The organism is Bradyrhizobium sp. CCBAU 51745, assembly GCF_028128715.1.
Taxonomy (GTDB): domain Bacteria; phylum Pseudomonadota; class Alphaproteobacteria; order Rhizobiales; family Xanthobacteraceae; genus Bradyrhizobium; species Bradyrhizobium manausense.
In genome coordinates, this window is record NZ_LBJP01000001.1 from 206,774 (window position 1) to 228,129 (window position 21,356).

General features: G+C 64.0%; 24 protein-coding genes. 14 read left to right on the top strand and 10 right to left on the bottom strand.

Features of this window, described 5'->3' with window-relative positions:
- Positions 1 to 725: 725 nt before the first annotated feature.
- Positions 726 to 3,194 (bottom strand): TonB-dependent receptor, encoded by a 2,469-nt coding sequence (locus tag XH98_RS00950; protein WP_442868528.1) that lies wholly within the window; start codon positions 3,192 to 3,194, stop codon positions 726 to 728.
- Between the two features lie 180 nt (positions 3,195 to 3,374).
- A complete protein-coding gene (locus XH98_RS00955) occupies positions 3,375 to 4,733 on the bottom strand; it encodes a histidine kinase (RefSeq protein ID WP_271617505.1) in 1,359 nt (452 codons plus the stop codon).
- Between the two features lie 209 nt (positions 4,734 to 4,942).
- Between XH98_RS00955 and XH98_RS00960 the strand changes: the two genes are divergently transcribed.
- Both XH98_RS00960 and fghA read left to right on the top strand, forming a co-directional pair.
- Positions 4,943 to 5,563, top strand: a complete 621-nt coding sequence (locus XH98_RS00960) for a response regulator (RefSeq protein ID WP_271601446.1) — start codon at positions 4,943 to 4,945, stop codon at positions 5,561 to 5,563.
- Positions 5,564 to 5,635: 72 nt separating this feature from the next.
- Entirely contained in the window at positions 5,636 to 6,481 is an 846-nt protein-coding gene (gene fghA, locus XH98_RS00965) for an S-formylglutathione hydrolase (RefSeq protein WP_271601447.1), read from the top strand.
- A 157-nt stretch (positions 6,482 to 6,638) separates the two neighbouring features.
- Here fghA and XH98_RS00970 read toward each other — a convergent pair whose 3' ends face one another.
- Positions 6,639 to 7,139, bottom strand: a complete 501-nt coding sequence (locus XH98_RS00970; RefSeq protein ID WP_271601448.1) for a DUF3280 domain-containing protein — start codon at positions 7,137 to 7,139, stop codon at positions 6,639 to 6,641.
- 128 nt (positions 7,140 to 7,267) lie between these two features.
- On the opposite strand from XH98_RS00970, the gene XH98_RS00975 reads away from it, so the two are divergent.
- From XH98_RS00975 to XH98_RS01000, 6 genes are all read left to right on the top strand, one after another.
- Positions 7,268 to 8,449, top strand: a complete 1,182-nt coding sequence (locus XH98_RS00975; protein WP_271601449.1) for an ABC transporter substrate-binding protein — start codon at positions 7,268 to 7,270, stop codon at positions 8,447 to 8,449.
- A gap of 173 nt (positions 8,450 to 8,622) precedes the next feature.
- Entirely contained in the window at positions 8,623 to 9,624 is a 1,002-nt protein-coding gene (locus XH98_RS00980) for a YVTN family beta-propeller repeat protein (RefSeq protein ID WP_442868529.1), read from the top strand.
- Positions 9,621 to 10,427 carry an ABC transporter ATP-binding protein gene (locus XH98_RS00985; RefSeq protein ID WP_271601450.1) on the top strand — a complete coding sequence of 269 codons (807 nt, stop codon included), beginning with the start codon at positions 9,621 to 9,623 and terminating at the stop codon, positions 10,425 to 10,427. The genes XH98_RS00980 and XH98_RS00985 overlap by 4 nt, the downstream gene beginning before the upstream one ends.
- A complete protein-coding gene (locus tag XH98_RS00990; RefSeq protein WP_271601451.1) occupies positions 10,424 to 11,272 on the top strand; it encodes an ABC transporter permease in 849 nt (282 codons plus the stop codon). The genes XH98_RS00985 and XH98_RS00990 overlap by 4 nt, the downstream gene beginning before the upstream one ends.
- Positions 11,269 to 11,877 (top strand): hypothetical protein, encoded by a 609-nt coding sequence (locus XH98_RS00995; protein ID WP_271601452.1) that lies wholly within the window; start codon positions 11,269 to 11,271, stop codon positions 11,875 to 11,877. The genes XH98_RS00990 and XH98_RS00995 overlap by 4 nt, the downstream gene beginning before the upstream one ends.
- 146 nt (positions 11,878 to 12,023) lie before the next feature.
- Positions 12,024 to 12,323: a copper-binding protein gene (locus XH98_RS01000; RefSeq protein WP_271601453.1), complete on the top strand. Its 300-nt coding sequence runs from the start codon at positions 12,024 to 12,026 to the stop codon at positions 12,321 to 12,323.
- A gap of 113 nt (positions 12,324 to 12,436) precedes the next feature.
- Here XH98_RS01000 and XH98_RS01005 read toward each other — a convergent pair whose 3' ends face one another.
- Both XH98_RS01005 and XH98_RS01010 read right to left on the bottom strand, forming a co-directional pair.
- Positions 12,437 to 13,024 (bottom strand): PQQ-dependent catabolism-associated CXXCW motif protein, encoded by a 588-nt coding sequence (locus XH98_RS01005; RefSeq protein WP_271601454.1) that lies wholly within the window; start codon positions 13,022 to 13,024, stop codon positions 12,437 to 12,439.
- Entirely contained in the window at positions 13,021 to 13,899 is an 879-nt protein-coding gene (locus XH98_RS01010; protein WP_442868530.1) for a substrate-binding domain-containing protein, read from the bottom strand. Before XH98_RS01010 ends, XH98_RS01005 begins: the two co-directional genes overlap by 4 nt.
- Before the next feature lie 108 nt (positions 13,900 to 14,007).
- Here XH98_RS01010 and XH98_RS01015 point away from each other — a divergent pair, with 108 nt between their 5' ends.
- Both XH98_RS01015 and XH98_RS01020 read left to right on the top strand, forming a co-directional pair.
- Entirely contained in the window at positions 14,008 to 14,934 is a 927-nt protein-coding gene (locus XH98_RS01015; protein WP_271617506.1) for a quinoprotein relay system zinc metallohydrolase 2, read from the top strand.
- A gap of 53 nt (positions 14,935 to 14,987) precedes the next feature.
- Positions 14,988 to 15,806, top strand: coding sequence for a quinoprotein dehydrogenase-associated SoxYZ-like carrier (locus tag XH98_RS01020; RefSeq protein WP_271601456.1), 819 nt, complete (start codon positions 14,988 to 14,990; stop codon positions 15,804 to 15,806).
- A 144-nt stretch (positions 15,807 to 15,950) separates the two neighbouring features.
- On the opposite strand, the gene XH98_RS01025 is transcribed toward XH98_RS01020, so the two are convergent.
- A complete protein-coding gene (locus XH98_RS01025; RefSeq protein ID WP_271601457.1) occupies positions 15,951 to 16,310 on the bottom strand; it encodes a hypothetical protein in 360 nt (119 codons plus the stop codon).
- Between the two features lie 121 nt (positions 16,311 to 16,431).
- On the opposite strand from XH98_RS01025, the gene XH98_RS01030 reads away from it, so the two are divergent.
- From XH98_RS01030 to XH98_RS01045, 4 genes are read left to right on the top strand one after another with little or no spacing between them, the layout of a single operon-like run.
- Positions 16,432 to 17,373 carry an ABC transporter substrate-binding protein gene (locus XH98_RS01030; protein ID WP_442868535.1) on the top strand — a complete coding sequence of 314 codons (942 nt, stop codon included), beginning with the start codon at positions 16,432 to 16,434 and terminating at the stop codon, positions 17,371 to 17,373.
- A 1-nt stretch (position 17,374) separates the two neighbouring features.
- A complete protein-coding gene (locus XH98_RS01035) occupies positions 17,375 to 18,112 on the top strand; it encodes an ABC transporter permease (protein WP_271601458.1) in 738 nt (245 codons plus the stop codon).
- Positions 18,102 to 18,824 (top strand): ABC transporter ATP-binding protein, encoded by a 723-nt coding sequence (locus XH98_RS01040; protein WP_271617508.1) that lies wholly within the window; start codon positions 18,102 to 18,104, stop codon positions 18,822 to 18,824. The genes XH98_RS01035 and XH98_RS01040 overlap by 11 nt, the downstream gene beginning before the upstream one ends.
- 47 nt (positions 18,825 to 18,871) lie before the next feature.
- Positions 18,872 to 19,225, top strand: coding sequence for a hypothetical protein (locus XH98_RS01045; RefSeq protein WP_271601460.1), 354 nt, complete (start codon positions 18,872 to 18,874; stop codon positions 19,223 to 19,225).
- Between the two features lie 10 nt (positions 19,226 to 19,235).
- Here the strand turns inward: XH98_RS01045 and XH98_RS01050 are convergent, their stop codons facing one another.
- The 4 genes from XH98_RS01050 to XH98_RS01065 all read right to left on the bottom strand — a co-directional run bounded on the left by XH98_RS01050 (position 19,236) and on the right by XH98_RS01065 (position 21,138).
- Complete coding sequence (locus XH98_RS01050) at positions 19,236 to 19,445, bottom strand: hypothetical protein (RefSeq protein ID WP_220001069.1); 210 nt, start codon at positions 19,443 to 19,445, stop codon at positions 19,236 to 19,238.
- A 105-nt stretch (positions 19,446 to 19,550) separates the two neighbouring features.
- The gene (locus XH98_RS01055) at positions 19,551 to 20,456 is read right to left on the bottom strand and encodes a hypothetical protein (RefSeq protein WP_333931479.1); all 906 of its coding nucleotides are present in this window, start codon (positions 20,454 to 20,456) and stop codon (positions 19,551 to 19,553) included.
- 25 nt (positions 20,457 to 20,481) lie between these two features.
- Positions 20,482 to 20,562, bottom strand: a complete 81-nt coding sequence (gene pqqA, locus XH98_RS01060; protein ID WP_012029362.1) for a pyrroloquinoline quinone precursor peptide PqqA — start codon at positions 20,560 to 20,562, stop codon at positions 20,482 to 20,484.
- A 183-nt stretch (positions 20,563 to 20,745) separates the two neighbouring features.
- Positions 20,746 to 21,138 (bottom strand): EF-hand domain-containing protein, encoded by a 393-nt coding sequence (locus tag XH98_RS01065; RefSeq protein WP_057751392.1) that lies wholly within the window; start codon positions 21,136 to 21,138, stop codon positions 20,746 to 20,748.
- Between the last annotated feature and the right edge of the window lie 218 nt (positions 21,139 to 21,356).

Sequence of the window (21,356 nt, forward strand, 5' to 3'; positions counted from 1 at the left end):
TCAAGCTTCACATCGGGCCACATGGCGAGCCGAGCAGATCATGCGCGCCCGACGTCATCTCAACATCGCGCCGGCATGATGCCGAAGCTGGGCCGCCGCGCCGCTTGAACTATCCCATGGATAAATCGCGTTGTGACTTGGTTCATAGTCCCCGGCCAACAGCGGGGCCTATAAAACTTGAGGTTGAGGACCAAACAACCGGCGTACCTTCGAAAGCGGAACTGAAAGGAATTAGCACGAGGAGATTGGATTATGCTCGGATTGAAACAAAAGATCGCGTTCACCGCAGTACTGGTCATTAGCGCTGTCCCTTCCGGAAGCAAGGCATTCACAATTGAGCAATGCTCTGACGCTGTTGAGCGAGACTACGCGAATTGCAGCGCAGGCTCGTATTATCAAAATTTCGGCCAGTGCGAAAATAGGCGGGCGCAGGGGTTGGCGTTCTGCTTACAGGGCCGATACGTGCCACCCGGTGCAAGCCTAAAAGACCAATGTCTTACGAGAGTACAAGCAGAGTGGGCGAACTGTGGTTACAGGAATGTTTGCGCGAACAGGTGGATTCAGGGGCTCCAGGAATGTAACTCCTACCCCGGTTGATGGAAGCCGGACATTACTGAACTACAAGCGGGCCTTCGTCGACGGCGGGGCCGGTCGTGTCTAGCCAGCGAGCCGCAGCGCGCCTCACCAATGCGATAAAATCAGCAGCTTGATGGTGAGCACTCGCCCTAGAACGTCACCCGCATCCCCGCATAGAACGCGCGCGGCCTTGCCGGGCTCAGCGAGCGCGGGTCGGTGAAGGGGTTGCCGCCGCTCGTGAAGTTCGGCAGAGCGCCGGTGTCGAAGAACTGGCCGTAGGTCGCGTACCTGTTGTCGAAGACATTGTCGACCTTGCCGTAGAGCTGGACCTGCTTGCTGACCTGGTAGGAGGTGTGCAGGTTGAAGACCGTGTAGGATGGCAGCTTGGAAGATTGGTTGGATTCGTCGCCGACCAAATATTGGCTGGAGACGAACAGCGCGTTGCCGCCGACCTTCCACTCGTCGGTCACGGCATATTCGACACCGACCTTGACACGGTGGCGCGGGATCGCGGGGATCTGGTTGCCTGGCAAGACCTGGATGTGGCCGTCCGCATCGGCGAACGGGCTGTTGGAGCCGAGCGTCAATGGATCGAGGAAGCGGGCATCGATGAAGGTGTAGCTCGTCTGGAACTGAAGCGCCTGCGACTTGATGTCGACCTCGGCCTCCAGCCCCTGCCGCCGTGTCCGGCCGACATTGCTGAAATAGCCAAAGCCGGTTCGATCAGGAACGGGGACGGCTAGGATGTCATCATAGTTGGTGGCGCGGAAGCCACCGAGCTTCCAGCCGAGCGTGCCGATGTTCAGCTCTCTGGTGCCGCGCAGGCCCGCTTCGACGGTCTTGGACACGACCTGCTTCAACGGCGGATCGGAGACCAGAAACGCCGCGATAAGACAGGGATTGTGCGGATCGGCGCAGCCGAGCTCGAGCGGCGTCGGCACGCGGTTGGCCTCGGAATAGCCGGCATAGGCGGTCAGCTCCGACGTGATCTTGTAGGTGCCGCCGATCACCGGATTGAACCTTGTGTAGGTGTAGTCGCCGTTCAGCGCGGTGCCGAGCTGGTCCTCCAGCGAGATGCGCGCCACGTTGAAGCGGCCTCCGCCTGTGACCGCGAAGGCGTCCGTCACGTTGAACGTATCGGTCGCATACAGGCCGTTATATTGATTGACCGTCCGCAGCGAGACGGGACCGGCAAGCCCGGTCCCGATCGTGCCTGATGGCCCGAGGAAGACGCCGCTGCCAGTCACGACGTAGTTCTGTCCGATCGAGCCAATCTCCGCCATGGCATCGTAGCGCGTGGTGCTGGCATCGTAGCTCGTGCCGATCACGAAGCGGTTCTCGTGCCCGAACAATTGATCGGTGTTGGTGGCCTGCCCCGAGACGCCAAAGCTGGTTGAGCGTATCGAGCTGCGGTCGATCTCGCCGAGGATCGTGCCCGGCGCAAAGGGATTGCCGAGCTGGACGCCGTTCGCGCCGTTCGCAGGCGTTGCACCGTCGCCGAAGCACAGCAGCGTCGCATCCGCCGTGCACTCCTCGACGTTGGTTGGATTGCCGTCGACGACCTTGTGCTCGTAGCGGCGCACATGCGCGGTACCTTCGAGCGTCCAGGTCGGCGTCGCGTCGGCCTTGGCCGTGAGGTTGAGATAGCCGACGCGGTTGGAGCTGGTTTGCGGCGTCGTGTAGGTCGCGCCCCAGTAATTGCTTAGGAGCTCGGCCGGAACGGTGGCGCTGGCGCCGAAATCGTTCTTGGCAGCTCCCACATTGACATGGAATTCGCTGTCGCCCGCGATGTAGCCGACGTCGCTGTAGAAGCGCCGCACATCCGATTGGGAGAAGTTGCGGAAGCCGTTGTCGTGCAGGCCTTCGAGCGCGGCGTAGACGCCGTAGTTCTGGTCGACCTGCTTGCCCCATTGTGCCGAGCCCTGGATGCGGCCGAACGAGCCGCCCATGACATCGAGCTCCGCTCCCTGATAGGTGAAGCCGTCCTTCATTTGCAGATTGATCGCGCCGCCGAGGGCGTTGAGGCCAAAGGCGGGATTGTTGGTCACCAGCGTCGCCGACCTGATCGCCGCGGTCGGGATCAGGTCCCAGTTGACGGCGTCCGAGAACGCTTCGTTGATGCGCACGCCGTTCTGGTACACGGCGAGGCCTTGCGGCGTGCCTGTCACGGGCGAGGCGATAAAGCCGCGAAACTCGACATTGGGCTGGAACGGGTTGCCGGTGACTTCGCTGATGCTGACGCCGGCGATGTTGTCGCGCAGCGCATCGGTGACGTTGAGCGAGCCGGTGCGCTTGATCTGATTGGCATCGACCGCGTTGATCGCCGACGGAACCTTGTCGACCTCGAGGCCTCTGCCGGTGCCGGGCTCGGTCGGATAGACGTAGATCCGGCCACTGCTCCTCGGCTTGCCTGCGTTCGCAGCCGTCCGCGCGATGCGGCGCGGCGGTGCGCGACGCGCGACCAGCTGCGGCGCCACCACCTCGATCGCCGGCAGATTCTGGACGTTGGTCTCCTCATCCTGCGCGGCGCGCCCGTCGGTCGCGAGAACGAATCCCGACATCAGCCCTGATGAGACCGAGGCCACCAAGAGACGTCGCGTGTGTCCAGCCCAGCGCATTCCCATCGTTCCACCCGTAACCACCGGCTGCTTTCTTGTTCGCCTGATGGTTTGAAACGAGTGTAATCGGCGGCACCTGATGCACTAGCCACAAAAGGTCGTACGCCATCCGCACCCGTTTTCCCGACAGAATCGGGAATTATTCCCGATCGGGAATTTTCCCGCTTGAACCGGGCGCGATCAGGCCGCCGCGGTTGGAACCAATGCTTCCACAGTGACGCCACTCTCGCCTGAGGCCACGTTGAGCGTGCCACCGAGCGCCAGAATGCGCTCGCGCATACCGACAAGGCCGAAGCCGAGCTTCTGGCCAGGCTCCATGCCGCGGCCGTTGTCGCTGACCCGCACACGCGCGCAGCAGCGACCATCGCGGCCCGGCTGCTCCGCGGGCTCGATCACCACATCGATCGCAGTCGCGCCGGCGTGGCGGAACGCGTTGGTGAGCGCCTCCTGCACGACGCGATAGATGGTGAGGTCGGCCGTCTCGCCGGTGACGCCGAGCGCGGGCGAGATCGTGGTCTCGATGGTGACGTCGGGATGCGACTCCCGCCACAGCCGCGACAGCGATTCCAGCGCCTTGCCGAGGCCTAGCTCGGCAAGGCCGACCGGCCGCAACCGCTCCAGCACACGCCGCGTGAACTGCTGCAGCGCGTTGATCTGCTCCAGCAGTGCGACGCCGTGCTTTCGCACGGCGTCTGCGCTCGGGGCCCGCCCATCGGCCAGCTTTGCCAGCGCGCTGGCATGGGCGCGCAGCGAGAACAGATACGGCCCGAACTCGTCATGCAGCTCGCGCGCAATCTCCTTGCGCTCGACGTCCTGGAGCGACACCGCGCGCTCGGCAAGGCGCTGCTTGTCCTCGACCGCCTCGCCGAGTGTCGCCGCCAGATGATTGAGCCTGGTGCAGATCGCAGCCAACTCAGGCGCGCCACCGGGCGCAACGCGTGCACCGTAGTCGCCGCCCTCGAGCTCGCCCATGGTCTGCGCCAGGGACTGGAGCGGCGCAAGCGCCCGGCCGACAACTGTCATCATCACCAGGAACAGCACCAGCGCGATCACGGAGCCGACCTCGAGCTGGGTGACGATGGCGTCCCAGATCTCGGCGATCTCGTCATTGGGATGCGAGGTGATCACCAGCGAGCCGGGCTTGCCATGAACCGTAACAGGCACGCTGACGGCGGTCTGCTCGGGATGAACCAGGCTGACGAACCAGGCCGGCGGCCCCGGCGTATCGTCGTCCGCATCGGGCCGCGGCGGTGTCAGCGGGTTACCGCCGGCATCGCGAAGCGCGATGCTGACATGACGCAGACGGTTCAGATCGTGCGCGATCCGGTCCAGCCTCGCATCGGGGTCCGGCGCCTCGTTGAGATCGGCAACGATCATCTCGATGAATTCGCGCGCCAGCCGGATCACGCTCTGGTCCTCGGCCTGCACGCGCGGCCCCGCTTCCGCGACCTGGCGGGCGATGTTGACCGCGAGCCCGAGGGCAAGCAGCAGCGCCAGCAGAAGGTTGATGCGCCCGCGCAAGGAAAGATTTTGCCACATTGCTTTCGCCCGTACCCGCTGCCGATCGCTCGCGCCTGCCCAATAGCGTTGACAGGGGCGAAGCGCCCGATATCTAATCGGAAGCGTACAGCAATCCCGGGCGAGTTGCATGGGCCGACAAGCTTCTCGGTGGGCATCATGCGGCGCGAAATCGCGAGACTCACGCGACAACGAAACTGAAGAGTCCGGTGCTGTCGCGGGGAACGCCTATGCGCATTCTGATCGTCGACGATCATCCCATTGTCGCCTCCGGCTGCCGCGCCGTGCTGGCCGACGAAGGCGAGGTCGAGATCCTGGAGGCCGCCGACGCCGAGGATGGCGAGAGCGTCTTCATCGTCGAGCGCCCCGACCTCTGCATCATCGACATCAACTTGCCGACGGTCTCCGGCTTCGAGCTGGCGCGCCGCATCCTCGGGCACGCGCCGGATGCCCGCATCATCATGTTCAGCATGAACGACGACCCCGCCTTCGCCGCGCGCGCGATCGAATGCGGCGCCAGGGGCTACGTCTCCAAGACCGGCGATCCCGATGATCTCGTCGAGGCGATCCGCGCCGTCGGCGGTGGCGGAACTTACTTGCCGAGTGCGATCGCGCGCAGCATCGCCTTCGCGGGGCCCGCACTGGCGCAGAGCCCGCTGTCGAAGCTGAACGCGCGCGAGATGGAGATCTTGCGGCTGCTCAGCGCCGGAAAAAGCCTGTCCGAAATCGCCTGGCTGGTGCAATCGTCCTACAAGACGGTCGCCAACACCTCCTCGATCATGCGCCAAAAGCTGGGGGTGAAGACCTCGGTCGAGCTGGTGCGGCTGGCGATCGACAGCGGCGTCGCCTGAACGCGCGCCACAAACTTTGGTCACACAGGCATTGCATTCTCGATGTGGCGAGATGCCACGGAGCTATCAGGCATGACGATCCAGACTGTCTCGACCAACAAGTCCCATGGCGGCGTGCAGGGCGTATATCGCCATGCAAGTATGGCGACCGGAACCGATATGGTGTTCTCGGTCTATGTTCCCCCGCATGCCGAAGGCGCCAAGCTGCCCGTCGTCTGGTATCTCTCCGGCCTCACCTGCACCCATGCCAACGTCACCGAGAAGGGCGAATTCCGCAAAGCCTGCGCCGAGCTCGGCCTGATCTTCGTCGCCCCCGACACCTCGCCGCGCGGCCCGGACGTGCCTGGCGATCCGAACAATGCCTATGATTTCGGCCTGGGCGCCGGCTTCTATGTCGATGCGACGGAGGCACCGTTCGCGCGCAATTATCGGATGTGGAGCTATGTCACCGACGAATTGCCGAAGCTCGTGGCGGGACATTTTCCCGTCGATGCCAAGCGGCAATCGATCATGGGCCATTCCATGGGCGGCCACGGCGCGCTGACGGTAGCGCTGCGCAATCCGCACCGCTACCGCGCCGCCAGCGCCTTCGCCCCGATCGTGGCGCCATCACAGGTGCCGTGGGGTATCAAGGCGCTGACCGGCTATCTCGGTCCGAACAAGGAGGCCTGGCGCAGCCATGACACCGTGGCGCTGATCGAGGACGGCGCAAAGTTTTCCGGCTTCCTGGTCGATGTCGGCGAGGCCGACAATTTCCTGAAAGAGCAGCTCAAGCCCGAGCTGCTGCAGGCCGTTTGCACCAAGGCCAACATCCCGCTGACGCTGCGGCGGCAGCCGGGCTATGACCACAGCTATTATTTCATCTCGACCTTCATGAGCGACCATCTGCATTGGCATGCGGAGCGGCTGAAGGGGTGAGGTCTTTTCTTCTCCCCTTGCGGGAGAAGGTGGCGCGAAGCGCCGGATGAGGGGTTCTCTCCGCTCGCATCGGTGTTCGCGAGGATAGATACCCCTCACCCGTCTCGCCGCTACGCGGCGAGCCACCCTCTCCCACAAGGGGGAGAGGGAAACCATCTCACGGCCTGCCGTAGTTCGGCGCCAACAGGCGGTTGCGGATCAGATAGCTCATCGTGCGCGTCCAGGATTCATCGGTGTTGCCGCGCATGTCGGCGCTGGCGGCCGTGATCATGTTGCCGGTCTTCACGTCACGCAGGTAAATGTTGAGATTGATGATCAGGTTCGAGACCTTCTGCACCATGCCTGTGATCTCGAGGTCCGCGCCCAATTGTCCGGCAAGCTTGAGGTCGCAGCCGCCGCAGGCCTGCAGATTGCTGTGACGGGCGGCATCCCTGACCGGCGCGATATCGAGCACCTGGAACTTGCCTGACTCCGCCAGCTCCTTGCGGAGTTGCTCGCTGATGCGATCGAGCCGCGCCTCTTCCGGCTTCGAGCCATAGAACTCGCCGGGCAGGCTGGTGTCGATCAGCTCGAAATCGAACACGGCAAGTTTTGGCGGATCGGCGGCTGCCTGCGAAACCATCAGCAGCAAAGCTGCGAAACATATCGGCGCTCGCATGATCGTGATTCCGATCCTCGTGTTGCGACGACCAAATGCGGGGTTGCAAGCCCGGCCAAATCGGTCATGCTTGAACAGAAACAATTCTCCACCGGCGGTCAAGCCGGGGAGGAGGTTGCGGAGGAAGCATGATCCGATGGTTGCTCGGCCCTATCGGCCTGTGTCTGGCAGCGGCGCAAGCGCTCGCGGCCGACCCTGTGACGATCGGCGTCGGCTATCTCGGTTTAGCCGGCACCAGATCGACGCTCTCGCTGGTCGAGCAGCCGGCGGAGAATGACGGCGTTGCCGGCGCCAGGCTCGCGATCGAGGACAACAACACCACAGGAAAATTCCTCGGCCAGCGCTTCACGCTGGAGGAGCACCGCATCAGGGAGGGCGAAGATCCGGTCCAGGCTGCGACTGCGCTTGCCGAGCACAACGGTTTTATTGTCGCCGCCCTGCCGGCCGATGCGCTGTTGAAAGTCGCCGACGCCTTGCACGATCGCGGCACCTTGCTGTTCAACGCCGGCGCCATCGACGAGCGGCTGCGCGAGGCCGATTGCCGCGCCAATGTGATCCACACCGCGCCGACACGCGCGATGCTGGCGGATGCGCTCGGCCAATATCTGGTGTGGAAGAAGTGGTCGCGCTGGCTGCTGGTGGTCGGCTCGCATGATGAGGACAAGCTCTATGCCGATGCGCTGCGGCGTGCGGCCGCACGCTTCGGCGCCAAGATCGTGCAGGAGCGCACCTTCGAGGACACCGGCGGCGCGCGCCGCACGGATAGCGGCGTCACGCTGATCCAGCGGCAGATGCCGGTGTTCACGCAACAGGCGCCTGCCTATGACGTGCTTGTCGCCGCGGATGAAAGCGAGGTGTTCGCCGCCTATCTGCCCTACCGTACCTGGGACCCCCGCCCCGTCGCCGGCTCGGCCGGCCTCGTGCCGCGCAGCTGGGATGCGGCGCAGGACCAATGGGGCGCGACGCAGATGCAGAACCGCTTCATGAGGCTGAACGCGCGCCGCATGACCGCGCTCGACATGCAGGCCTGGACCGCGGTGCGCATGATTGGCGAAGCGACCTCGCGGACCAATTCCGGCGAGGTCAAGAAGGTCACCGATTTCATCAAGGGGCCGAATTTCGAGGTCGCCGCGTTCAAGGGCACAAGGCTGACGCTGCGCGACTGGAATCTGCAGTTGCGGCAGCCGATCCTGCTGGTCGACGGCCGCATGGTGGTGTCGGTGTCGCCGCAGGAAGGGTTTCTGCACCAGGTCTCCGAGCTCGACACGCTCGGCTACGACCGCCCGGAGAGCAAATGCAAGCTGAAATGAACTTTTGTGAGATGGGCTCAAACTGCGGCCGCAACGGCGCTGCGCCCCCTCCCCCGCTTGCGAGGGAGGGTTGGGGAGAGGGTGTCTCGACAACGAAGACCCCCCAAGAGGAGCGAGCCCTCTCCCGCATCGCATCTTGCGATGCGCTGCGACCTCCCCCGCAAGCGGGGGAGGTGAAGACCGCCCGCGGATGGACGTTGCGCGTGCCGGGAGCAGCATCGCTCGTGGCACTCGCGCTCGCCGCCACGCCCGCGCACGCCTTCATCGCCTATGTCTCGAACGAGAAAAGCAACACGGTGTCTGTCATCGACACCGACAGCTGGACCGTTACAAAGACCATCAAGGTCGGCCAGCGGCCGCGCGGCATCGAGTTCACGCGCGACGGCAAGTTCGTGATGGTCGCGGTCGGCGACGACGACACCATCCAGCTGATCGACGCCAAGACGCAAGCCGTGGTGGACACCCTGCCCTCCGGCCCTGACCCTGAATTGTTCACCCAGGATGCCGCCGGCAAGACGCTCTATGTCGCCAACGAGAACGACAACACGGTGACCGTGATCGACCTCGAGAAGCGCGCCCGCCTCGGCGATATTCAGGTCGGCGTCGAGCCCGAGGGCATGACCATCAGCCCTGATGGCAAGACCCTGATCAACACATCCGAGACGACCAACATGGCGCATTTCATCGATACGGCCTCGCGCCAGATCGTCGCCAACGTGCTGGTGGATGCGCGGCCGCGCTTTGCCTGTTACAAGCAGGACGCTTCCGAATTATGGGTGTCCTCCGAGATCGGTGGTACCGTCTCGATCGTCGATCCCATGAAGCACGAGGTGATCGGCAAGGTCACATTCGAGATTCCGGGCCTGCGGAAGGAAGCGATCCAGCCTGTTGGTATCGGCATGACCAAGGACGACAAGACCGCCTTTGTCGCGCTCGGCCCTGCCAACCGTATCGCGGTGGTCGACACCGCCACGCGCAAGGTGATGAAATATCTCCTGGTCGGCCAGCGCGTCTGGCACATGGCCTTCACGCCGGACGAGAAATACCTGCTCACCACCAACGGCGTCTCCAACGACGTTTCCGTCATCGAGGTCGCCGCACAAAAAGTGATCAAGACCATTCAGGTGGGCGAATTGCCCTGGGGCATCACGATCGCGCCAGGGATCGCGCCATGACCAGCCCCGCTCCTGTTGCCGAACCGCGCGAGACGCCACGGCCCGATCCCGCCGCGGTACCGGCGCTGTCGATCGACGGTGTCAGCCATTCCTACGGCCAGCGCCGGGCGCTGACGGACGTCTCCTTCAACGTACAGCCCGCAAGCTTCACCGCCCTGCTCGGGCTCAACGGCGCCGGCAAGAGCACGCTGTTCTCGCTGATCACGCGGCTGTTCGGCATTCAGACCGGCCGCATCGGCATCTTCGGCCATGACATCAGCAAGAGCCCCGGCGAGGCGCTGCGCCTGCTCGGCGTCGTGTTCCAGCCGCGCACGCTCGATCTCGACCTGTCGCTGACGCAGAATCTGCTCTATCACGCGGCGCTTCACGGCATCATCAGGCGCGAGGCGGCCGCGCGCAGCGCGGAGCTGCTCGCGCGCATTGGCCTCAGCGAGCGTGCCGGCAGCAAGGTGCGCGATCTCTCCGGCGGCCAGATGCGGCGGCTGGAGATCGCCCGCGCGCTGCTGCACCGGCCGCGCCTGCTGCTGCTGGACGAGCCGACCGTCGGGTTAGATGTCAAGGCGCGGGCCGACATCATCAGCCATGTCCGCCAGCTCGTGACCGAGCAAGGCATCGGCGTGCTCTGGGCCACGCATCTGTTCGACGAGATCATGCCCGGTGACGATCTCGTCGTGCTGCACCAGGGCAAGGTGCTGGCGCAGGGGCCGATGAGCCGCGTCCTCACCGAGGCCGGCGCGCAGGACGTCAACACCGCCTTCATGCGCATGACGGGCGCGCAAGTGATGCCGGGAGGCGGCGCATGAGCAGCATCACCACGCGCGACACACCGCGCGGCTTCTCGTTACAGGAGTACATGACCTGCCTCACCGGCATTGTCTGGCGCGAGGGCCTGCGCTTCCTGCACCAGCGCGAGCGCTTCGTCTCGGCCTTGGTGCGGCCGCTGGTATGGCTGTTCATCTTTGCGGCCGGCTTCCGCCAGGTGCTCGGCATCTCCATCATCCCGCCCTACGAGACCTACATCCTCTACGAGGTCTTCATCGCGCCCGGGCTGATGGCGATGATCCAGCTGTTCAACGGCATGCAGTCCTCGCTCTCGATGGTCTATGACCGCGAGATGGGCAATATGCGCACGCTGCTGGTGAGCCCGTTGCCGCGCGGCTTCCTGTTGTTCTGCAAGCTGCTCGCGGGCACGGCGGTGTCGCTGCTCCAGGTCTATGCGTTCCTGATCATCGCCTGGTTCTGGGACATCACCCCGCCTCCGATCGGCTACCTCACCGTGCTGCCGGCGCTGATCCTGTCAGGGCTGATGCTGGGCTCGCTGGGAATGCTGATCTCCTCCGGCATCAAGCAGCTCGAGAACTTTGCCGGCGTGATGAACTTCGTCATCTTCCCGATGTTCTTTGCGTCGTCCGCGCTCTACCCGCTCTGGCGGGTGCAGGAGGGCAGCCCCTATCTCTCCTATGTCTGCCAGGCCAACCCGTTCACCCATGCGGTGGAGCTGATACGTTTTGCGCTGTATGGGCAGATCAACTGGATCTCGCTCGCCGTGGTCGGAGCTTGCACAATCGTCTTCATGACGGCAGCGATTTTCGCCTATGATCCCTCGCGCGGACTGGCGCGGCGCGGGCCTGCGGGAGGCGAAGGATGATGGTTCGAGCCCTTGCCTTGGCGGCCCTTGCGTTCGCGGTCTCCACGGCGGCGCGCGCCGCCGATCCGCGCTATCCCAACTGGCCCTGTGCGCAGGCCAAGGTTCCGGAGATTTCGCTGGCCGCGGTCTGGGCCGGTCCGGAGCTAGGTGACGCCGAGAGCAAGTGGAAGGAGGACAGCAAGATCAGCGCGCTGGTCGCCAAGCTCGCGGCGCGCAAGACGCCGCTGGACGAGGCCGAGAAGTCGGTGAAGGAGTTCCTGGCCGGCTCCGCCGACAAGACCGCGAACGCAAAGCTGCTGTTCGCCGGCCTGTTCGACACGCTCAACGCCCAGCGCTCCCAGGTCATGAGCGGGCTTGAACGCGTCAGCCGCAAGCAGCGCGAGGCCGCCGACAAGATCCGCGAGGAGACCATCCAGCTCCAGGCACTCCAGGACGCAACGCCCCGCGACGACGCCAAGGTCGACGCCATGAGCAACCAGCTGATCTGGGAGACCCGCATTTTCGAGGACCGCCGCAAGGTGGTGCGCTTCGTCTGCGAGGTTCCGACCGCGATCGATCAGCGTCTGTTCGCGCTCGGCCGGGTGATCCAGCAGGAAATGGAATAGCGCGAGCCTTATAACGTCAATCCTGCTGACGGCTTTCATAAAAGTTCCCGCGATATCAGTGCGATCCTTAATGTTTGCCGCGCTATCTGCCGGAACCAAATCGATCTAGGATGGCTTGTCCCGTGAATCAAACGCCGGAGGCCTCGATGGGAACAGCAAAATTCATTTTCGCAGGCGCTGCGGCCATCACCGTGCTCGCAACCAGTGCCTTTGCTGACGACAAGACCGGAATGGTCACCAGCATCAACAGGCTCAACAATACGATCTCGATCCAGGAGATGCAGAAGGGCACGGTCGGCGGTAGTGCCGGCGGCGCCGGCGCGCTTCAACAGTACAAGGCCAAGGATGCCGCGATGCTGGATGCCGTCCATGCCGGCGACAGGGTGACGTTCACCGCGACCGACACCGACGGGGCGAGCACGCTGACGAAATTGCAAAAGCAGTAGGGCGACGCTCTACCCACCCCGTATTGCGAGCGCAGCGAAGCAATCCAGAGTCCCTCCGCGGAAAGATTCTGGATTGCTTCCCTGCGCTCGCAATGACGGGGAGAGAGCCAGGCCTATTGCTCCGGCCGTGGCTCCGGCCGCGCCTCCTCCGTCGGCAGCTTCGCGTGCTCCCAGCCGTCGGTGCCGTCGGGATACCAGGCAACGTTGGCATAGCCATAAGCCAGCGCGCGCTTGGCGGCGTTCCAGGACATCCAGCAATCGGCGAGGCAATAGATCACCAGCAGCGCGGCCTTGTCATCGTGCGAGGCCTGCGCAAGGCCACGCTGGAAATAATCGTCCATCGCAGGCGGCAGCGCGCCGTAGCCGGTGTCGGGCAGCCAGATGCTGCCCGGGATATTTTTCCGCGGCGTATCGCGCCACACCGTGCCCGCGGGGAGGTTCTTCGGCTTCGGTGCACGCGGCAGCACATCGACGAAAGCACCGCTCTTCGCCCGCCAGATTGCCTCGGCGTCGGCCGTCGTCAGCACGCGCGCGCCTTCCAGCGTCGCCGGCACCGGCGCGCGGTAATTGTCGGTGCGATAGCCCTCCGGCTCGAACGGCTCCTGCTGCCGGGCCTGACCTTGCTGCGCCGACACTTGCTGCACCAACACTTGCGCCACCAGTGCGGCGGCGACGAGCGCAGCGGCAAGGGGCCATCTCATGGCGTCTTCTTGGCCGCCTCCACGCCGAGCGGCCTGTCATTCTCGTCGAGCAGAGGCACTCCGAAGTCGAGCAGGATCTTGTTGATCTCGCCCTGGTTCTCCTGGATCAGCTTGTTGAGCTGCCGCTTCCAGTTCTGATCCGCGGCGCGCACGCCCATGCCGATGCGATAGACCAGTTTTGGCCCCGAGCTTTCCTTCACCAGCGGCGTCACGTGCAGCGAGCCGGCCTTCTTGGCGTAGTACCCCGCCATCGGCCCCCACAGCACACCGGCATCGATCTTCCCCGAGGTGAGATCGTCGATCATGGCCTGCGCCGAATTGTCGTAGCGTGTATCGATCATCAACGGATAGGGCTTGGCGTCGCTCATCAGCCCGGCAATCGCCATGTTGGTCGCCGGCGGCGTGCCGGCGATGATACCGACATGCTTGCCCTTCAGCCGGGGATCTTCGAGCGTGTCGACATCCTCGAGCCCGCTGCCCTCTTTCGCAACCAGCGCATAGGTGGTGCGGTAATAGGGATTGGTGCCCTGCACGATATCGTCGCCCTGCGGGAAGCCCATGATGACGTCGCAACGATGCGCACCCAGCGTCATGCGCACGAAGCCTGTGGCTTGCGGGAAGAAGACGTAGTCGAGCTTCTTGCTGAGCTTGTCGGCGAACAGCTCGGCGAGCTTGTTCTCGATGCCCTCGCCCTTCTCGTTGGAGAACGGCATGTTGCGCGGATCGGCACAAACCCGCAGCACCTTGGGATCGACCAGCTCGAACGAGAGATCGCCACCATCGCTCGTCTGCGCGCGGGCAACGCCGCCGATCGCACAAGATGCCGCCATCACGCACAGTGAAACCAACCAGCGACGATGTCGTCCGGCCTCCATCGCGCTTCCTCCTCATTTCCCTCGAATGCTACTCTTTTGTTTGCCAAACTTGGTGTTGGCTCGTTGTGTTGCAGTGCAATGAGGCCAATCCTGAACTGAGGCGGAAAAGTGTCGCAGCTCGTTTCAAAGATCGCAGCCCTGTCTCTGCTTGGACTCGCGACGCTAGCACGCACTGGGGCAGCCGAATTGCCTGTAAGCGAAGTCGCGACCGGAATCTTCGTGCACTCCGGGACCATCGCCCTGATGACCCGTGAGAACGAAGGCGATATCGCCAATGTCGGCTTCATTGTCGGCGAGGACGCCGTGGCCGTGATCGACACCGGCGGCAGCCTGCGCGAAGGCGAGGCGCTGCTGGCGGCGGTACGGGCCCACACCAGGAAGCCGATCCGCTATGTCATCAATACCCACGGCCATCCCGACCATGTGTTCGGCAATGCCGCCTTTCTCGCCGACGGGACCAGCTTCGTCGGCCACAGCAAGCTGCCGCAGGCGCTGGCGAGGCGCGGCCCCTATTATCTCGACAATTTCAGGCGCATCATGGGTGGGGAACTGATCGATCCCGTGAAGATCGTGCCGCCGACCATGCTGGTAAAGGACACCATGACGCTCGATCTCGGATCGCGCATGATAACCTTGCGGGCGTGGCCAGCCGCGCACAGCGACAACGATCTGACCGTGTTCGACGAAACCACGAAGACGTTGTTCGCCGGCGACCTCGTCTTTCTCCGCCACGTCCCGGTGATGGACGGCAGCCTTCGTGGCTGGCTTGCCTTGCTGAAGCAGTTGGAGGCCATTTCGGCGGTCCGCGTCATTCCCGGTCACGGCCCTGTGAGCGATTGGCCTGCCGCCCTGTCAGACGAGCGGCGTTATCTCACGACGCTGCTGTCGGACGTCCGTACCTCGAACAAGAAGGGCGAGCCGATCCGGACCGCGGCCGAGAAGGCCGCCGCGACGGAGCGGTCGCATTGGGAACTGTTCGACGATTACAACGCCCGCAACGCAACCGCAGCATTTTCTGAAATTGAATGGGAGTAGTGGGCGCGCTACCTTCGCCCTGATATTCGCCTCGTCCGCACAGGACCTTGATCATGATGGGATGCATACGCCGCCTGCCGCTGATCGCCGCGCTGCTCGGCATCGCCTTTGCGCTGCCTGTGAGCGCCGAAGAGGTTTATGATCCCTGGCCCGGCCTGGTGCAGGATATCTTCAACAACCGTCCGATCAACGACGGCGCCGAAATCATCGCCATCGAGATGCCCTATCGCGCCGAGGATGCGGCGATCGTACCGGTGACTTTGCGCAGCAAGCTGTCGCCCGCTGACAGCCGCCGCATCCGCTCGATCACGCTGGTGATCGACCGCAACCCGGCGCCGGTGGCCGCGAAGTTTGAGCTTGGCGCAGATGCGAATGTCAGCGAAATCTCCACGCGCGTGCGCGTCAACAACTACACCGATGTGCATGCGGTCGCCGAACTCAGCGACGGCCAGCTCTACGTCTCCAAGACCTATGTGAAGGCCTCAGGCGGCTGCTCGGCGCCGGCGGGGAAAAACGCGGAGGAAGCCCAGAACCACCTCGGCCAGATGCGCTACCGGCAATTCTCGCGCGAGGACCTGCCTGCGAGCCGCATCCGTGAGGCCCAGATCATGATCGGCCATCCCAACAATTCCGGCCTGCAGATGGATCAGGTCACCCAGCTCTATATCCCCGCTTTCTTCATCAACCAGCTGAAGCTGACGCAGGATGGCAGCCCGGTGCTGTCGATGGAAGGCGGCATCTCGATCTCGGAAGATCCCAATCTGCGCTTCACCTATGTCTCCAACGGCGCGAAGCGATTCCGCGCGGAGGCCAAGGACACGGACGGACACGTGTTCCGGAATGAGTGGGACGTGGAGAAGTCCGGGACGTAAGTCTCCCGGATGGCCGGGCTTGTCCCGGCCATCCACGAACTTTGCACCCAGCCCAAGAACGTGGATGCCCGGGACATCTAGCGCGAAGACGCGCTTCGCGCTCCTGCCCGGGCATGCCGGAAACGGCGAGCTGAGCCCAAAGAACTAGAAACATCGCACCTCGGCCTCGGCCTGCGCCCTGCGCAAATCATTCACGGCGGCATTCGCCTGCTCGGAGGTCCGGAACTGGGTACCGAGATTGCCGCGAACCTGGGACATGCTGAGCGCGGTCTCTGCAGTGACATAGCGTTCATAGGGGACGATCGAGGCGACCACGTCGATCGAGCAGGAGCATTGCTCGATCGCCTGCCGCGTCTCGCCATTGGCTTTCATGCAGCCATAGACATATTCCGCGCGCGCTGAGGTCGGATAATCATTGGCCTCCTCGGCTCGCACCGCATAGCCGGTCGCCGCGAGCATAGCTACAGCGGCGACAACAGGTCGTAACTGTCCCGCAAAGTTCATGAGCATCCTCCCGGCTGGTTGCGATGGAAGCTATGCTATGCCTATTGTCCTGAGAAGCACTCTATCCGAGGAAATGGCCCACAAGGTGATGAGAGTTCTGGCACGCACAATAGTGCTGGCGATGATGCTGGCGCTGGGCACGGCGGCCCACGCCGCTGATGTCGTCCGCCTTGCGGTGCAGAAGACCGGAACGTTCTCCTGGGAACTGGCGACGATCCGCGCGGCCGGGCTCGACAAGGAGGCCGACCTGTCGCTTGAGGTCACCGAACTTGCGAGCCCCGAGGCCGGCAAGATTGCGATGCGCGCCGGCAATGCCGACATCATGCTGTCGGATTGGCTCTGGGTGTCGCGCGAGCGTGCGCTCGGCGCCAAGCTGACCTTCTATCCCTATTCCAGTGCGCTCGGCGCGGTGATGGTGCCCGCATCCTCGCCGATCAAGACGCTGGCCGATCTGAGGGGACGCAAACTCGGCGTCGGCGGCGGCCCGATCGACAAGAGCTGGCTGCTGCTGCAGGCGCGGATGAAGCAGGACGGCATCGACCTCAAGTCGGATGCGGCCATCGTCTATGGCGCGCCGCCCCTGATCGCCGCCAAGGCGCTCGACGGCGAGATGGATGCGAGCGTGAATTTCTGGAATTTCTGCGCCCAGCTCGAGGCAAAGGGTTTCCGGCGCCTCGCCGGCATCGAGGACATCTTGCCGAACCTCGGCGCCAAGGGCGCGGTCTCTGCGGTCGGCTATGTGTTCGATGAGGGCTGGGCCGCCAGCCATCGCGACGCCGTGGCGCGCTTCCTCGCCATGACCCGCAAGGCCAAGCAGCTTCTGGTCACCTCCGATGCGGCCTGGGACGAGATCGCCCCCCTCACCGGCGCGAGCGATCCGGCCATGCTGAAAACGTATCGCGACCGCTATCGCGACGGCATTCCGCGCCGGAGCATCAGTGACGAGGAGGCGGATGCGCGCGTGCTTTATCGCGTGCTGGCCGAGACCGGCGGCCGTGACCTGGTCGGGCCGGCGGCCGAGCTCGATCCCGGCACGTTCTACCACGCCGTCCCCGGAGACTGAGGTGCTGCGCCTTCTGTCGATTGCCCTGCTGCTTGCGATCTGGTGGACAGCCGCGCTGTTCGTCGGCGGTGCAAAACTGCCCTCCCCGCCTGTCGTCCTCCACGTCATCATCGCGGAAGCGGCGTCCGGCGCGCTGTTCCTGCATCTCGGTGCCACGCTTGCGCGCGTTGCGCTCGCCTTCGTGCTCGCGATGTCGGTCGGCAGTGCCATCGGCTATCTGATGGGACGGGTGACGCTCGCAGACCGTCTCGGTGATCCCTGGCTGATCCTGCTGCTCAACCTGCCGGCGCTGGTGGTGATCGTGCTGGCCTATATCTGGGCCGGGCTCACAGAGGCCGCGGCCATCGCAGCGATTGCCATCAATAAGCTGCCGACCGCGGTGGTCACCTTGCGCGAAGGCACGCGCGCACTCGACCGTTCGCTCGACGAGATGGCGAGCGTCTTTGCGATGCCGCGCTGGCGCGCCTTCCGTCATGTCGTACTGCCGCAGCTTGCCCCCTATATCGCGGCCTCCGCCCGCTCCGGCCTGTCGCTGGTCTGGAAGATCGTGCTGGTCGCCGAGCTGTTGGGACGGCCGAACGGCGTCGGCTTCGAGATCGGCGTCGCCTTCCAGCTGTTCGACACGCCGCGCCTGCTCGCCTATTCCCTGACCTTCGCCGCGGTCGTGCTCGTGATCGAGACGGCGCTGGTGCAGCCGTTCGAGGCCCGCGCAACGCGGTGGCGACCCCGTGCGGCTTGAGGTCGACATCACAGGCAAGACCTATCGGAGCGCTGCGGGTGGACCGCACCAGGTGTTGGCGCCGATCAAATTCGCGATTCAGTCCGGCGAGGTCGGCGTGCTCGTCGGCCCCTCAGGCTGCGGCAAGAGCACGATGCTGCGCATCATCCTCGGGCTCGACCGCGACTTCGACGGCCATGTCGCGCGCCCGCCGGAGGCGCGGATCGGCATGGTGTTCCAGGAGCCGCGGCTATTGCCGTGGCGCTCGGTCGAGCAGAATGTGCGGCTGGCAGCGCCCGACGTCACCGATGGCAAGCTGTCGGAGCTGTTCAGGATCCTCGAGCTGGAAGCGCATCGCAGTCACTTTCCAGGCGAATTGTCGCTGGGCCTTGCCCGCCGCGTCGCGCTCGCCCGTGCCTTCGCAGTCGAGCCCGATCTGCTGGTGCTCGACGAACCGCTCGCCTCGCTCGACGACGCCCTCGCCGGACGCCTGCGCGACGAGATCGCGACGCTGGTGGCGAGCCGTCCCGTGATGACGCTGCTCGTCACCCACAGCCTCGAAGATGCCATCCGTCTCGGCGACCGCCTGTTCTTCCTGTCGCCCCGCCCCGCACGCATCGTGCAGGAGGTGCCGATCGCGATTCCGCGCGCGAAACGGAACGAAGTTGAGCTCGCCAGGATCAGGGCGGAGATCAGGGCGGAGCTTGCGGCGTTGGAGCTTGAAACGAAATGAGAACTCGTGATCAACTAAGTTCAACGAGATTGTCGTGGGAGGTCACCGTGCGCCGCCAGCTGATTGCGACAGGCATCCTGTTGATTGCGATGACGGGCGCGACGCTCGCTCAGACCAAGGGTAAGGGCATCCGGCTCTGGAATTTGACCAGCGAGACGATCTCCGGCTTCCAGCTCGCGCCATCAGGCAAGACCGACTGGGGCCCGAACCAGTGCCTGAACGACAAGGACAAGGAGGTCGATCACGACGAACGGCTGCGCATCACCGGCATCGAGCCCGGCCGCTACGACGCCAAGGTGAGCTATCCCAATTCGCGGCAATGCATCGTGCGCGACATCGAGATCAAAGCCGACGCAGTGTTCTCGATCTCCGACAAGGATTTGAAGGATTGCACCAAGTAACGTTCGCGCGTCACGCCTTGTCATGCGTATGCGGAAATTCGCAGCGCCAGCGCACCGCCTGCCATTTCGGGTGATCACCGATCCATTGCGCGATATAGGGCGGCGCGGCCATGGAGCATTGCGCCGGCGAGCCGCCAAAATTGAAGACCAGATGCTGCTCCTCGCAGGTCGCAGGCGAGAGCACCACACACACAGTCACCACCAGGTCGATCGGATTCATGCCGGGATCCTCGCGCGGGGAGCGATTGAGACTAACACAAAGGGCTACGTTTCCCGCAGCTGGAAGTTTCAAACGCGCGTGAGGACAAGCGGGGAACCTCTCCTGCTAGAAGTTGATCCCGAACACGATCCGCGCCTGGTGGCGCTCGAAATTGACGAGATCGAGATTGGCCCCGGATCCCGCCGGACGGCCCCAGGCCTGCGTGCTCCAGCTCAGGGTCAGCCGCGATTGCTCGGAGAGCTGGACATAGGCCGTCGGTCCGACGAACAAGGCCTGGCCTGCGAACTCGCCAAGGCCAATGCCTTCGTATTGGCGGAAGTAACGCAGCTCTCCTCCGAGCAGGACATCCGGCCGCACACGCACCATGCCGGCGAATGCGGCGCCGATGGTCGAGCTCCTCTCCGACAGGCCTGACACCTCGAAGCGCGCCCATTCCGGCTGGTAGATCAGATTGAGCGCGCCGATCACGAAGTTCGGAATCAGCTCGCGATCGAAGGCGAGCGTGAAATTGGTGCCGTACATCCGCCCCTTCGCGCCACTGACCTCGTCGATGCGATCGCCGTGGGTCTCGGCGGCGATGGTCATCCCGAAGGGGGCGTGCTCACGGCCGAGCAGGCGATAACGCAAATCGAGCGAGAGGCCCTGGAAATTGAACTGGCGGCGGTCATCGATGTCAGGGACGCCGGTGATGTCATGCAGCGTCACGGTGCCGCCGACCTCGACGCGAAAATTCGGCAGCGGCACGATCTCGAGTTCGACCTCGTGCTCGAGGGCGTGATAGGTGCCAGCGCCCTTGCCGAAGCGTCCCGTCGTCTGGGTCTGGAATTCGCGCTCGCCCTGATTGCCGACATCGCTGCCGATCATGAAGCCGAAGATGTGCTCGGTATCAAAGCCCTCTTCGGCGCTCACACCTGCTGGCGCAAACGCGACGATGCACGCAACTGCAGTCCGGAATGTGGAAGCCCCCAAGCGCATGCAGAACACTACCACGGCTTCGAGGGCATCTGCCATCGAAGCCGTGGCAGGTTTGTCAGTCTTACTTGCGCGCTGCGCAGGCGTACATGTTGATTTCCATGCCGACCGGCACTTCCACGATCTTCGGAGCTTTCCAGGCCATTCGGGGTCTCCCCAGGTATTGAGCCAAGTATTGAGCGCGACATCGCGCCGGGCAAAACCTAGGGCTGCCTCAGGCACAGCGCAAGTCTGGAATCGGACCGCGAACACGGCGAAGTATCGAATAACACGCGTAAATTTCGCTCTCGGACAAACCGCCTTCGCTCCCAGTCAAGCGCTGACGACCTCAGCGCAGCAATCGCAGCAAGGCGCGACCCGCTGGCGAATTCAGCTCCTTGGCGTCGAGCGTGCCGTCCTTGTCGGGATTTGCTGCGTTGAAGCGCTGCTCCACGACGGCGAGATATTCATCGAGCGTCAGCGTGCCGTCGTGATCGGGGTCGGCAGCGGCGAGTTCTTTCGCCGTTAGCCGTCCGCGCAGTTCGCGCGCATCGAGCGTCCCGTCATGGTCCGGATCGAGCTTGGCAAACAGCGCGGTTGCAGCCTTCTTCACCTCGGCCAGATCGAGCGTGCCGTCATTGTCGGTGTCGAACATCTTGACAGCGCTAGCGGATGCCGACCAGGCCGGACCCGACACCACGGCAAACGTGAACGCAAGCGCAACTGAGCGACGCGATATCATTTTGACCTCCCTCGCCATGCCCCGACTCGCCGGGGATCGCGACAGCATAAATCCGCAAGCCGGCCTCCGGTTCAAGTCGGGAATTGCAACCCGCACACCGCACAACCGGTGGACCGGTCCGCGCGCCCGCTCATTGCAGGCCCTTGCATCATGCCGCGGAATTTTTTCAGCGTCTACGCGCAAGTCGGAGTCATCAGTCAGGTTTCCGTCAGGTGACC

Coding starts and splice junctions, on each gene's coding strand:
- XH98_RS01030 (WP_442868535.1), top strand. CDS start 16,432: ATGATGCTGGCGCTGGGCACGGCGGCCCACGCCGCTGATGTCGTCCGC.
- fghA (WP_271601447.1), top strand. CDS start 5,636: ATGACGATCCAGACTGTCTCGACCAACAAGTCCCATGGCGGCGTGCAG.
- XH98_RS01055 (WP_333931479.1), bottom strand. CDS start 20,456: ATGGCAGATGCCCTCGAAGCCGTGGTAGTGTTCTGCATGCGCTTGGGG.
- XH98_RS00960 (WP_271601446.1), top strand. CDS start 4,943: ATGCGCATTCTGATCGTCGACGATCATCCCATTGTCGCCTCCGGCTGC.
- XH98_RS01020 (WP_271601456.1), top strand. CDS start 14,988: ATGATGGGATGCATACGCCGCCTGCCGCTGATCGCCGCGCTGCTCGGC.
- XH98_RS01025 (WP_271601457.1), bottom strand. CDS start 16,310: ATGAACTTTGCGGGACAGTTACGACCTGTTGTCGCCGCTGTAGCTATG.
- pqqA (WP_012029362.1), bottom strand. CDS start 20,562: ATGGCCTGGAAAGCTCCGAAGATCGTGGAAGTGCCGGTCGGCATGGAA.
- XH98_RS00995 (WP_271601452.1), top strand. CDS start 11,269: ATGATGGTTCGAGCCCTTGCCTTGGCGGCCCTTGCGTTCGCGGTCTCC.
- XH98_RS01000 (WP_271601453.1), top strand. CDS start 12,024: ATGGGAACAGCAAAATTCATTTTCGCAGGCGCTGCGGCCATCACCGTG.
- XH98_RS01010 (WP_442868530.1), bottom strand. CDS start 13,899: ATGGAGGCCGGACGACATCGTCGCTGGTTGGTTTCACTGTGCGTGATG.
- XH98_RS00955 (WP_271617505.1), bottom strand. CDS start 4,733: ATGTGGCAAAATCTTTCCTTGCGCGGGCGCATCAACCTTCTGCTGGCG.
- XH98_RS01005 (WP_271601454.1), bottom strand. CDS start 13,024: ATGAGATGGCCCCTTGCCGCTGCGCTCGTCGCCGCCGCACTGGTGGCG.
- XH98_RS00950 (WP_442868528.1), bottom strand. CDS start 3,194: ATGCGCTGGGCTGGACACACGCGACGTCTCTTGGTGGCCTCGGTCTCA.
- XH98_RS00990 (WP_271601451.1), top strand. CDS start 10,424: ATGAGCAGCATCACCACGCGCGACACACCGCGCGGCTTCTCGTTACAG.
- XH98_RS01065 (WP_057751392.1), bottom strand. CDS start 21,138: ATGATATCGCGTCGCTCAGTTGCGCTTGCGTTCACGTTTGCCGTGGTG.
- XH98_RS00985 (WP_271601450.1), top strand. CDS start 9,621: ATGACCAGCCCCGCTCCTGTTGCCGAACCGCGCGAGACGCCACGGCCC.
- XH98_RS00975 (WP_271601449.1), top strand. CDS start 7,268: ATGATCCGATGGTTGCTCGGCCCTATCGGCCTGTGTCTGGCAGCGGCG.
- XH98_RS01050 (WP_220001069.1), bottom strand. CDS start 19,445: ATGAATCCGATCGACCTGGTGGTGACTGTGTGTGTGGTGCTCTCGCCT.
- XH98_RS00970 (WP_271601448.1), bottom strand. CDS start 7,139: ATGCGAGCGCCGATATGTTTCGCAGCTTTGCTGCTGATGGTTTCGCAG.